The organism is Actinokineospora auranticolor (genome assembly GCF_041897805.1).
In the GTDB taxonomy this organism is placed as follows: domain Bacteria; phylum Actinomycetota; class Actinomycetes; order Mycobacteriales; family Pseudonocardiaceae; genus Actinokineospora; species Actinokineospora auranticolor.
In genome coordinates this window covers 4,052,462-4,064,023 of the sequence record NZ_CP154825.1, presented here as the reverse complement: position 1 = coordinate 4,064,023, position 11,562 = coordinate 4,052,462, and the positions used below count along the sequence as shown (strand labels likewise).

9 protein-coding genes are annotated in these 11,562 nt (G+C 70.8%); 3 read left to right on the top strand and 6 right to left on the bottom strand.

The window, feature by feature from the left end; genetic code table 11:
* Positions 1-419 precede the first annotated feature (419 nt).
* A complete protein-coding gene (locus V5P93_RS17885) occupies positions 420-2,243 on the top strand; it encodes a carboxypeptidase-like regulatory domain-containing protein (protein ID WP_146108080.1) in 1,824 nt (607 codons plus the stop codon).
* Positions 2,244-2,459: 216 nt separating this feature from the next.
* Here V5P93_RS17885 and V5P93_RS17880 read toward each other — a convergent pair whose 3' ends face one another.
* The 3 genes from V5P93_RS17880 to V5P93_RS17870 all read right to left on the bottom strand — a co-directional run bounded on the left by V5P93_RS17880 (position 2,460) and on the right by V5P93_RS17870 (position 4,122).
* Positions 2,460-2,837, bottom strand: coding sequence for a PPOX class F420-dependent oxidoreductase (locus V5P93_RS17880; protein WP_104479965.1), 378 nt, complete (start codon positions 2,835-2,837; stop codon positions 2,460-2,462).
* A 20-nt stretch (positions 2,838-2,857) separates the two neighbouring features.
* Positions 2,858-3,451 carry a dihydrofolate reductase family protein gene (locus V5P93_RS17875; RefSeq protein WP_104479964.1) on the bottom strand — a complete coding sequence of 198 codons (594 nt, stop codon included), beginning with the start codon at positions 3,449-3,451 and terminating at the stop codon, positions 2,858-2,860.
* Positions 3,452-3,534: 83 nt separating this feature from the next.
* Entirely contained in the window at positions 3,535-4,122 is a 588-nt protein-coding gene (locus V5P93_RS17870) for a TMEM165/GDT1 family protein (RefSeq protein ID WP_104479963.1), read from the bottom strand.
* Between the two features lie 320 nt (positions 4,123-4,442).
* Between V5P93_RS17870 and V5P93_RS17865 the strand changes: the two genes are divergently transcribed.
* Both V5P93_RS17865 and V5P93_RS17860 read left to right on the top strand, forming a co-directional pair.
* The gene (locus V5P93_RS17865) at positions 4,443-5,075 is read left to right on the top strand and encodes a hypothetical protein (protein WP_104479962.1); all 633 of its coding nucleotides are present in this window, start codon (positions 4,443-4,445) and stop codon (positions 5,073-5,075) included.
* 168 nt (positions 5,076-5,243) lie between these two features.
* The gene (locus tag V5P93_RS17860) at positions 5,244-6,041 is read left to right on the top strand and encodes a BTAD domain-containing putative transcriptional regulator (protein ID WP_104479961.1); all 798 of its coding nucleotides are present in this window, start codon (positions 5,244-5,246) and stop codon (positions 6,039-6,041) included.
* Here the strand turns inward: V5P93_RS17860 and V5P93_RS17855 are convergent.
* From V5P93_RS17855 to V5P93_RS17845, 3 genes are all read right to left on the bottom strand, one after another.
* Positions 5,942-9,409, bottom strand: coding sequence for an NACHT domain-containing NTPase (locus V5P93_RS17855; protein WP_104479960.1), 3,468 nt, complete (start codon positions 9,407-9,409; stop codon positions 5,942-5,944). The genes V5P93_RS17860 and V5P93_RS17855 overlap by 100 nt on opposite strands.
* 128 nt (positions 9,410-9,537) lie before the next feature.
* Positions 9,538-10,311, bottom strand: a complete 774-nt coding sequence (locus V5P93_RS17850; protein WP_104479959.1) for a hypothetical protein — start codon at positions 10,309-10,311, stop codon at positions 9,538-9,540.
* A 34-nt stretch (positions 10,312-10,345) separates the two neighbouring features.
* Positions 10,346-11,443 carry a PA2928 family protein gene (locus V5P93_RS17845; protein ID WP_181043563.1) on the bottom strand — a complete coding sequence of 366 codons (1,098 nt, stop codon included), beginning with the start codon at positions 11,441-11,443 and terminating at the stop codon, positions 10,346-10,348.
* Positions 11,444-11,562: the final 119 nt, after the last annotated feature.

Genomic DNA, 11,562 nt, shown 5'->3' with positions numbered 1-11,562 from the left:
AGTTCATCTTCCCCTCGATGAATTCCGCGGTATGCCTGAACTCGACATGGATCCCGCTACCTCATCATTGCCACCTTTTCCGTCGCCGGTTCGAAACGGCGCGTGGCGTCAGCACGCGCGCCGATGCAAGCGGAATGCGGTTGTCCGCGTGTGGTCGCGACGACCGGCCCGCTCGGATGGCACAGACCACATGGCGGCGAAGGTAGTCGATCACCGGAGTCTTAGGGCATTCCATCCGCAGGCGTGACGGCCCTGCCTACGTAGAGAATCCCCGAGGAGCCTGGGGCGCGCAATGTACCGATTCCCCAGGCGACCGAAGCGAGGCATCGAGAATGCACAGACGACTATCCGTGCTCGTCGCCGCCTGTCTCCCCCTGGCGGCAGCTTCGCTGTTCGCGTCGACGGCGACAGCACAAGCAGTGCCTGCTCCGCGCCCGGTCGCCGAGCAGCGCGTGGACCCCCTGGGGTCCACCGAGCGGACCTCGAGCGAACAGACCGCCGCCGCAACCACAACGGTGCGCTCGTCGGCGACTGGAGTCCCTACAACAACGACTACCACCACCCCCCGCGCCAGTACGATCCCCAGCACAACGACACCGACCGGGTCGACCACGAACGCGACGTCCGCGACGACGACCTCGGCGACGCCTACGGCCCCGGAGACCACTACTACCGTCTCGTCCACTACACCGGCGGCGGAGTCGCCCGATCTCCGCGTCACCGCCGAGTTCACCCAACCCTCCTACGACATCCGGGACTACGCCTACATCCGGTTGTCGGTGACCAACGTCGGCACCGCGACGGCCACGGCTGTCACCATCGAGAGCACCGGGCAGTCCCGGCCGTCCTTTCCCCCGCTGTGGCGGATCGAGCCCGGCGCGACCGTGGAGGTCAAGGGGGATGTCGCCCTGTTCGTCCTCCCCGGCCCGGGGCCCCTCGCGGTGTCCATCACCCTGCGGTCGGACGAACCTGACGCCAATCCGTCGGACAACACGGTGAACCTCACCACGATCGTCACGCAGGTGCGCGCCGACTTCACCGGCGTCATCTACGGCGACGCCAACCGGGACGGGATCCGGCAACCGGGTGAAGAGATCGCCGGCGCGCTCGTGACCACGACCGGTGGACGCCCCGAAGGCACGTACAGCACGAGCACTGGAGCCGATGGGCGGTTCGCGTTCTCCGACATCCCCGCGGGCGAGTACGCCACCAGGGTCGAGGCGAGCGGATGGAGATTCGGTGTCCACCACGCATTGGTGGACAAGGGCAAGGATCCGGCCGCGGAAATCGATGGACTCCGCCCGCTGGCAGACGTCCTGACCGTGTCGATGCGCTTTGACGAGGAGGCGAACCGCGCGGCCGAGCTCGCTCCGCTGACGGTGAAGCTCACCAACCGCGGGTCGGTGCCTGTCCGCGGTGTCAACGCCAAGTGCGACAGCTCGAGCAACGACGGCTCCGATTGGGGCGACCTCAACTCCTACGAGGGCGTGACGATCCCGCCGAGCACGACGAGAACCCTGCGAGCGCGGACGATGATCCTCGCTTGGGCCCCACCAGGCAGCGAAGCCTCGGTCACCTGCGACTTCTTCGTCCGCTACACCTCGTCCGACTTCGTCAGGTCCTCCGCGACGACCCGCGTCCTGCCCGGTTTCGGGACACTGACCGGCAGCGTGATGCGGGCCGATTCCGGGGTCTCGCTCCGCTGCTGGCCGCCCGGCTCCGTGACCGCGCGCTGCGGCTATCCCACGGGTCCAGGAGTTCCCGACATCAAGATCTACCTCTCCGACTCCGCCGGGAAGGTCTCGGCGCGCGCGGTGACCGACCGGCTGGGAGACTTCGCCTTCCCCCCGGTGATGCCAGGCCCGTACAGCATCAAGGTGGTGGGCCCATGGCGGATGACACAACCTGACGTCTTCAGCCCCTACAACATCTCCGTGGGAACTACGCGCATCCGGATCTGGGTCGTACCAGGTCCTGATCAACCCGACCCGGACTCCACACCCTCCGCACCGCCAACCACGCCCCAGCGAGCACACCGCACACACCCGGCTCCGTCCAACCCGACCGCACGGGCCAACGGTCTGGCACACACCGGTGCGGACATGGCATGGCAGACCGGACTCGGCCTGCTGTCCGTGCTGTTCGGCGCCCTTCTGGTCCACCGCGTCCGCCGCTCCGCGCGCCGAGACGCCTCCACACGACGACCGAAAGGTCTTGCCGCCCGGAGGACGGGCCTTGGCTGAGTCCGACTGGATGACGCGACAGAGGTGCACCCGGCTCGGCTGGACGCTCGCCACGACCACAAGCGTGACCCCCCGTCCAACGACGCCTCCCGATCCGCCACCCAGCAGGCCAGAACCGGCGGGATTTCGCCACCGGTAATCTTCCGCGCGTTACCGGAACGCCGGCGGCGACCACTCGGTCGGCGCAGCCGGGTAGCACACCGCGGGCACCTGGGGTCAGGCGATGGTCTGCCGGTCGGGCTCGATCAGGATGGCGACCCGGGGCTCGGCGCGGTCGTAGGGGCGGCCGATGTACTTGAGCGCGATGCTGTCGACGACCTCCCAGGACCGGTCCCCGTCGAGCCACTCGACGGCGCGGCCGCGGATCATGACCGGTTGGAACGGGTTGTCCGGCGGGGTCAGGGAGATCGCCACGCGGGGGTCGCGGCGGAGGTTGCGGGCCTTGCGGCTGTCCGGGCCGGTGAGGATCGCGATGTGGTCGCCGTGGGCGCCGATCCAGACGGGGACGGCGTGCGGGGCGCCGTCGGGCAGCAGGGTGGCCAGGTGGGCGATCGGGGTGCCGTCGAGGACGCGGCGGATGTCGGGGTTGAGCACGGGGGTTCCTTCCGGGCGGGTCAGCGGTTGACGCGGTAGTGCAGGTGGGTGACGCCGGGGGCGGGGACCGCCTCGACGAGGTCGAGGTGGACGTGCTCGGGGAGTGCCTGGAAGAACGGCCTGCCCGCGCCGAGCAGCACCGGCACCTGGTGCAGGACCAGCTCGTCCACGAGTCCCGCCTTGAGTGCCGCGGTGACGACACCGCCGCCCATGAGGCCGACGTCCTTGCCGTCGGCAACCCCATGGGCGGCGGCGAGCGCGTCCTCGATGCCGGTGGTGACCAGCGTCTGCCGCTCGGTGATCTCCGGCGCGGGTCGGTGGGTGAGCAGGACCAGCCGGGCCGCCGGGTGCGGGCTGCCGCCGCCGAAGCGGTCGGAGTCCTCGTAGGTGTTGCGGCCCGCCACGACGGCGCCCACCCGGGCGGCCAGGGCGTCGAAGACGCGCGTGCTGGGTTCGCTGAGCCGGAAGCCGTCGAAGACCCGGCTCGGGGTGTCGCCGCCGAAGTACCAGTCGAACAGGGTGGACCCGTCGCCGAGGCCGCGGCCGGGGCCGGGTTCGCGGCCGGTGATGTAGCCGTCCACCGACACCGCGTGCGCGGCGATGACCTTGCTCATGCGCTCGATCCCTTCGTGGGTTCCTTCAGAAGACTCGCCTACCGTAGCAGGCTAAGTTCCCTGAAGGAACCCATGGGGCCGGGTCAGCCGAGCAGCCGGACGGCGTCGACCGCCAACCACGCGCCGAACAGGAAGAACAGGGCCGAGGCGCCGTAGCGGATGGTCTTCTCGGGCAGGTTGCGGCCGAGGGCCCGGCCGATCACGATCGCCAAGGCGTCCGCGGCGACCATGCCGACGGTGGAGCCGATCCACACCCCGAGCCACCCGTGGTCCGTGGCCAGGGTGATGGTGGCCAGCATGGTCTTGTCGCCCAGTTCGGCCAGGAAGAACGCGGTGCCCACCGCGATCACCACCGACCGGGTCGCGCGCTGGGCCTTGGCCTTCTCGTCGTCGGTGAGGGTGTCGCCGCGCAGGGTCCAGAAGCCGAAGCCGAGGAAGGCGACGGCGGCGGCCAGGTTGATCCACCCGGTGGGCAGGGCCGCGCCGAGGCCGTGGCCGATGGCCACCGAGGCCAGGTGCACGACCGCCGTGGCCAGCGTGATGCCTGCCAACACCGGCCACACCTTGAAGCGGGTGGCGAACGTCAGGGCCATGAGCTGCGACTTGTCGCCCAGCTCCGCCACGAAGATCACCCAGAACGACACCAGCGTGCCGACGAGCACTGCGTCCATCTCGGATTCCGGTCCTTACCTCGCGCGCCGGACCGTGGGCGCGTCTGCGGGCGACCTCGATCCGGCACTGTGCTGTGCCTGGATCGAAGGTCTCGCCCGCCCCGTCGAAACGAGGCCATCCGACCGGACCCGCGAGCGGGTCAGTGTGTCGACCGGGATGTTGGGGGCTACTCCCCTTCGCTTACACCGCGAATCGTAGACGAGGGCCGCGCACCCGACCAAGCCGGTGTGCCCACCACCACCGTCCAGTCGGCGTCCCTTGGGTGTCCAGTCGCCGTCCCTAGCGTCCTCCGCACCACCTACCGAGGAGGAGCACCACAGTGTTCAAAGGTAAAGGACGAAGGGTAGTCGGGCTGGTCCTGGCGCTGGCGGGAGCGATCGCACCCGCCGTGGCCACGGCCGCGCCCGCCAGCGCGGACCTGGCCAACGTGCGGTTCGGCATCCGGGTGGTCGACGACGGCGGTCGCTCGCAGCTCGGGCCGCTGCAGGTCACCCCGTTCGCCGTCGACGGGGGCGGCGCGTCGCCCTTCGCGTTCGACACCAACCAGTTCGACCCGGACGGGGCCCAGCTCCTGCTCAGCAGCACCGGCATCCCCACCAACCTGGACGTGCGCATCTGCGGCCAGGCCGTCGACAACCCCCGGCGCAGGCCCACGTTCGGCGCCTTCGTGTGCTCGCCGTGGGCCAGCCAGGGCGGCGGGGAGACCCCGTTCGTCACCGATGACAACCAGTTCGACCCGGACGGTTTCCTGGTCGGCCTCCAGGTGCGGCAGCTGCCCGCGGGTACGCAGCTCAACGACCTGAGGTTGTCCATCCGGGCCGTCGACAACGGCCTGTCCGGTCCCACCCAGGTCACGCCGTGGTTGAGCCAGGGCGGCGGGTTCAGCCCGTTCGCCTTCGACTCGAACGCCTTCGACCCCGACGGCTACGTCTACGGGATCAACGTCAGGTAGGAGCCAACCGCCACTCCCCCGGGTCCGGGCCGTCCACACCGTGGGCGGCCCGGACACTTTGCCGTGGCGGGGACTCCCGTTTGCTCATTGTCACGAATCGTCCGCCGGACACGGCGAACCGGCGGCGCGCGGTGGGAGTGTGTGGCCAGAGGGACATGGGGAGGTCTGATGCTGCGGTTCTCGGTGCTGGGCCCGTTGCGGGCGTGGCGGGACGACGAAGAACTGGACCTGGGTCCACCTTCGCGACGCGCCGTCCTCGGCCTGCTCGTGCTGGCGGGTGGGGCGTACGTCTCGCGGTCGGAACTGGTCGACGCGCTGTGGGGCGACGATCCACCGGCCACAGCCGCGAACGTGCTGCAAACCCACGTCAAACACCTCCGGCGCCTGGTGGAGCCCGGCCGCCTGGCACGGGCGCGCAGCGAGATCCTGCGCCATACCAACGGCGGCTACGTGCTAAGGGCGGCAGAGTCCGATGTAGACACCTTCCGACGACACCTCCGGCAAGCCGACGGCGAGCAGACCGTCCCGGCCTTAGCGGCCGCGCTGCGGTGCTGGCACGGACGCCCGCTCGCCGACTTGCCCGCCCTGGCCGCCCACCCCAAGGTCATCGCGCTCACCATCGAGCACCGCCTGGCCCTGATCCGCTACGGCGAGGGGATGATCGCCCGTGGCGCGGCCGCCGAGGTGGTCGCACCGCTGAGCGAAGCCGCCGCCCAACACCCCCTGGACGAACGCGTCCACGCCACCCTGATCAACGCGATGCGCGCGGCCGGACAGCGGGCAGCCGCGTTCGACGTGCACGCCACCATCAGCCGCGCGCTCGCCGACGACTTGGGCCTCGACCCCGGCCCGGAACTGGCGTCGGCCTACCTGTCACTGCTGGGCGCGGAGCTGTCGACCCACGCGCGCAACGCGGTCAGCCGCGCCCGGGTGGAGTGCGGCAGGTCGTCCCGGCCGAGCGCTTGAGCGAGCGCGGCGTCCACCCCGGCGCGGTGTCCTGTTTGGATCATCCGGTCTGCGGCAAGGATGCCAAGAGCCACCTCACCTCCGTGGTGCACCACGACATCAGTCCACACGCACACGGCCTGGGAAAGCGCGCCGAAGGTGCTCAGGCGGGTGGCGACCCGCAGGCGGAGCCGCGCCGGGAGGTCTCGGTCGAGAACGGCCTGGACGAGCTCGGTGGATTCGTGGATACCCCGCTGGTCCAGCCATGTCCCCGCGATGGTGGCGAGTTCGTCGTCCTCGGTGTTCATGGCGAGGACCACGGCTCGACGGAGGATGTCGTGAGCCTCGGCGCGGCGACCGTCGCGGTGCAGTGCCTCGGCCAGCCTCCGCAGGTCCGCGCACGAGCAACAACCGACCTGGCCGAGCACGGTGTCGAGGAGCAGCGCCCGCAGCTCGCGTGGCCCGTCCTCGTCGAGGTCGTCGTGGATCTCCAGCAGCACTTCGGCGGGCGGTGCGGTGTCGACCACTTGGCGCAGGAGCGCCGCCGCCTCGGACTCCCGCCCCGCCTCGGACAAGACCGGCGCCAGTTGGGCGATGTAGGCCACAGGACGCGCGGCGGCGTCGGCCAGCACCAGCGCCAGCTCCGGTTCATCGCTGTGAACCAGCAAGGTGCGTATGACGCTCCAGTAGTTGCTCGGCAGCAGCACAGAGGTCGCGAGCAGGCTACGCGCGTAGGAGCAGGCCTGCGACTGGTGGTCGAGAATCGCCAAAGTGGCGGCGAAGTAGGTTCGGTGTCCCATGGCGGGATGGGGTGCGTTCGCTACTTCGGCGACCAAGTCGTCGGGCGAGTGCTTGGCCTCCAATGCCAACTGCACGGCCCTTCGCACACCGTCGAGTCGAAGACCGTGCATTGTGAGGCAGGAGCGGGCCAGCTCGCCCGCGGTGTGGCGGTCGAACTCCTGGACCGCCTCCGCGCAACCGAGCAGGTACGCGACCGACTTCGTGGACGCGGCTGCCACGACCTCGGCCACCGCTGAGGCACCTTCGGCCGACAGCAACGCCGTCACCGCCTCGGTGAACGCGGTGATGTCGCAGTCGGTGGCCAGTGCCAGTCGAGCCGCCCAGGCCGCGTCGCCGCGCAGACCGGCGCGGCCGAGGAGTTCCGCGATACCCGCCCAGTTGTACCGTCCATCCGAGATGATCCCGATCACCCAGGAGTCCCGGAGTCGTTGGGGCGACCGGTTGCCGTGGGCCGGTGGGACGAGGGGGTCCGCCGTGGTCTGGGGATCAGCGCGCATCGCCGCGATGGTGTCCTGGGCGAGTTCGGCCGCCGCGGCCGTCCGGTGCGAATCCAGCAGACCGGAGACATAGGCCAGGGACAGCACGTAGTTCGCCCCGGCGCCGCGGGCCAGCCCGGTCAGCAGCCGCTCGACGCGGGTCCCGCTGTCGGCTTCGAGGTCGGCGAAGCCGGAGGTGATGTGCTGCAACACATCCGGGTCGCTCACCGATGCCTGCCTGCCGAGCCAGGCAAGCGCGTCGGCCCGATCATCGATCAACCCGACACCGATGGCCGCCTCGACGCGGACGTGCAACGGGAGGTCGGTGTTGTCCCGCGTGCGGCGCAGGCGGTCGAGCACGACGTCTTGGTGCACACCAATGGATGTGAGCACCGCACGGACTTCTCGAGCGGGCCCGAAGGGTTCCGGGAAGAGTCCGGCGAGCAACAGCAGATCGATGAGTCGGCCGATGATCTCGGTGGTCAACGCGCGCCCGACGGGCAAGTCACCGGTCAGCAGTCGTCCCGCCAGCAGGACGTGGTCGGTGTCCATGCCCAGCAACTTGCGCAAGACGGCGGTGATGTCATTGCCCTGACTGCCCCACAGCACAAAGGTGAACAGCGCGTAGTCCTGCGTGGCAGGCAGGACGCCGCGCTCGATCCAGTCGTCCACGGCGGTGAAGTCGGGGTCGATGTCCCTGGCGTGGCTGCGGGCGGCGAGGAACTCGGCGAACGACTGGTGGGAGAAGCGCAGCGCGTCCTCGGTGCGGGTGAAGACGCCGCTGCTGGTGAGCAGCGCGCGCATGTCCTCCTCCCACCCCGGCGGCGGTTCGGTGATCGACGTCTTGGCGAGCACCCAGTCCCGCGCGGCGTCGAACAGCGGCTTGTCGGTGTCGAGGCGGACCACGGCCAGTGCCTCGATGAGGTCGACGCGGTGGTCGTCGATCCAGGTGGCCAGCTCCAGCCGGGCGGGGAGGTGGCTGAGCGCGCGGCGCAGCTCGTCGCGGGTGCGGCGGCCGCTGGTCTCGTCGGTGAGCAGGTAGTCCATGAAGCGCTGGTAGAGACTCGCCGTGCTGCGCGGCAGATCCCGGTCGGGTTCGAGGGTGTGCGCGATGGCGGCGATCGTGGCCAGCAGGGGGTTGCGCACCAGTTCGCGCAGTTTGCCGTCGCTGACCTGCCGCACGAACTCGGCGGCCCGCGTCCGGCCGGTCAGGGCGTTCTGCGCGCGGAACCAGGCGGTCGCGAACTCCTCCAGTTCCATCGGCCCGAACGGCTGGATGACGAAGGTGTCGGCCCCGACCTCCTCGAACGGCTTCATCTCCGCGGTCGGCAGCGGGCGGGTGGTGACGACGATCCGGTAGAGCTCGGAGCGGCGCATGCGGGCGGTGATCGCGCGGATGACCCGCTCCCGCGTGCTCCGGTCGGCGATCTCGTCCAGGCCGTCGATGAACACCAGCCACCGGGCCCCGAACGCGCGCTTGGCGAACAGCGCGGGTTCCGGGGCGCTGGTCAGCAGCGGTCCGACGGCGTCCCGCGTGCCAGCCGCCAGCAACTCGCTCCACGCCCGGTCGTCGGCCAGGGCCCGGGCAGGTACCCGCAGCGGCAGCACCGGTTCCCGCAGCGGCGGTTGCGCGCCCTCGACACCGAGCCAGCAATCGCAGATCTGCTGCACGTACATGTGGCCGAGGGTGGACTTGCCCGCTCCAGGCTCACCCGTGATGACCATGTGCCCACCGCGGTCGAGGGCTTCACCGGCCGACAGCGGCCGATCCCCTCCGTCGTTGAACGGGCTGCTCGGCCGCCGGGGCTCGCCCGACTCCGGCGTCCGGTCCTCACGCGCGCGGATGCGTTGCTGCACGTACACCTTGGCCAACTCGGGTCGCCGCACGCCCAGCAGCCGGTAGGGCAACGTGTCCACGGCCTCGCGTTGGGCCTCCAAGAGGTCCACCAACCCCGGCGTGACCCGGGGCAGCGCCGCCCACTCGGTCAGTGGCGGGTGCTCGGCGGCTTCAGCGGAGCCGAACACCACCTGGTCGATCCGAGCGGCCTGCACGACCGGCCCGGTGAAGTGCCCGCCACTGATCTCGTTGTGCGAGCCCGGCGCGTCCACCATTCCCGAAGCCCCCTGCGGTGCGGCTTGATCCGGCCCGGGAACACTACCCGTTCCACCGCGACGCCACTGCGACGCCGCTGCGCGACCGCGAACGTCCGCGGTCGCGCAGTGGGATCAGGAGTGGGGAATCAGGCCAGCGAGGTGACGATGGCGACCTCGCTCTCGTCGTGGGGCAGGTACTTGACCTGCACGGCCGAGCCGGGCTGCACGCGGGGGATCGCGCTCTGCGGCAGCGCCTTCTCCTGGGTCAGGTCGAACATGGTGTGGTCCGGCCGGGTGATCCGCAAGGTCACCTTGGCCACGGTCCGGCCGTCGCGGATCTCGCCGGTGGGGGCCATCGCGAGGACCACGGCCGAGGCGTCGATGCCGTGCTCGGCGATGCGCAGCTGCTGCGGGGTGATGTGGCCCTTGGCGAGCTGGACGCGGTTGAGCGCGGCCTGCAGCTCGGGCTGGGAGGCGTCGGTGGCCAGGGCGACGCTGCCGTCCGGCAGGTACCGCACGGGCAGCACCGCGCCGGGCTGGACCGCGCCCAGCTCGGTCAGGTCGACGATCTGCCGCGCGGTGCCCACGAAGGACCGGCCGTCCGCGGCGTCGACCCGCAGCTGGATGGCGAGCTGCGGCTGGTCGTTGACGCTCAGACCGGTGCGCCCCACCGAGATCACGGTGCCCATGCCGATCGGCGCGCCGCGGAACTGCTTGGGCACCCCGCCGCGCAGGGCCGCGAACCCGCCGCCGAGCTTGCCCGCCAGCGAGAACAGCGTGGGGGCGACGAACACCAGCAGGATCGGGCCCGCGAGCCAGCCGTTGGCCCAGGCGACCGGGCCGCCCCCGAGTCCGGTGGCGACGTACATGGCGGTGCAGGCGGCGCCGATGAGCAGCACGATCCAGGCGATGGTCTTCATGGTGAACTCCTTGGTGCGGAAAGGGATCGGGGGACTAGGAAGGGGAGCCGAAGAAGTCGGTGGCGCCGACGGTGAGCTCGGTGAGCTTGCCGCCGGTGGTGAGCACGGCGAGGGAGTCGCCGGTGGACACCACGACCGTGCCGTCGGCGCCGGTGTCGACCGCCGTCGGGTTCGAGCCGAGCGGGAGGGTGCTCGTGACCGCGCCGCTGTCGAGCGAGACGGCGCTGAGCGCGGTGCCGCCGTCGTTGACCGAGCGGTCGTGGCGGACGAGCACGTACCCGGAGCCCGCCCCCACCGCGGGCGCGGTCCCGTCGGACGGCGCGGGGCCGACCACCAGCGAGCCGTCGAAGAACACCGTGTTGCCGACCGGCGTCTCGGTGCCGTCCTCGCCGACCCGGACGAGGACCTTGCCCGGTGCGCCGTTGGGCCGCTCGCGCGCCTCGACCGTCACTCCCCCGCCGAGCGCGGCCTCGGACGCGCTGATCCGCGGCGTCGACCGGCCGCGGCCGTTCGCCGCGAGGCGGGTCGTCCAGGCGTCGGCGGTGGCGGGGTCGACCGGGGCGGCGACCGGGTTGTCGAGCGGGATCGCGACCACCGCGCCCGCCGCGGTCATCGCCATCACCCTGCGGTTCTCGGCGTCGTAGCCGTAGGCCGACGGCGCGGCGATGAACGCCGACCCGAGGCCCTCGACGCCGTCGCCCTTGGCCACGATGTCGCCGGTGTGGACGTCGAAGACCAGCAGGCCGGTGTCGGTGGTCAGGTAGGCGTACTTGTCGCCGGTGGCCAGCACGGTCGCGTCCCAGATCAGCGCGTCGGACACCTGCTTGTCCCACAGCACCTCGCCGGTCGCGGCGTCGGTGGCGGCGACCCGGGCCTGGAACATGTCCTTGGTCATCAGCTGGAACATGCCCCGGGCGCCGTGGCGGCCGTAGGGCACCAGCACGACCTCGCGACCGTCCACCGTGGCCAGGGCGATGCCCGGCTCGATGTCGACGTCGGGTTCGGGGCTGGCCGCGTAGGAGACCCCGAAGAACAGGGCGCCGAACGCGACGATCGGCGTCCCGAGCACCAGGGGCAGCCGCAGTCGGCGGCGCGCCCTCGCGAAGGTCGACGGCTGCGGTGTGTGGTACATCGGGTGCTCCCTGTGGCGGTCCGTTGTCGGTGTGGCACAAGACTGTCGCGACGCCCGTCCCTACCGATCACAGAAAAGGGCGTCCGGGCAGCTCAGAGGTTGCGACCGACTAGGCTCGG

Excerpts from the sequence above, each read along its gene's own strand:
- V5P93_RS17855 (WP_104479960.1), bottom strand. The coding sequence starts at position 9,409 with ATGGTGGACGCGCCGGGCTCGCACAACGAGATCAGTGGCGGGCACTTC.
- V5P93_RS17860 (WP_104479961.1), top strand. The coding sequence starts at position 5,244 with ATGCTGCGGTTCTCGGTGCTGGGCCCGTTGCGGGCGTGGCGGGACGAC.
- V5P93_RS17845 (WP_181043563.1), bottom strand. The coding sequence starts at position 11,443 with ATGTACCACACACCGCAGCCGTCGACCTTCGCGAGGGCGCGCCGCCGA.
- V5P93_RS17850 (WP_104479959.1), bottom strand. The coding sequence starts at position 10,311 with ATGAAGACCATCGCCTGGATCGTGCTGCTCATCGGCGCCGCCTGCACC.
- V5P93_RS17875 (WP_104479964.1), bottom strand. The coding sequence starts at position 3,451 with ATGAGCAAGGTCATCGCCGCGCACGCGGTGTCGGTGGACGGCTACATC.
- V5P93_RS17870 (WP_104479963.1), bottom strand. The coding sequence starts at position 4,122 with ATGGACGCAGTGCTCGTCGGCACGCTGGTGTCGTTCTGGGTGATCTTC.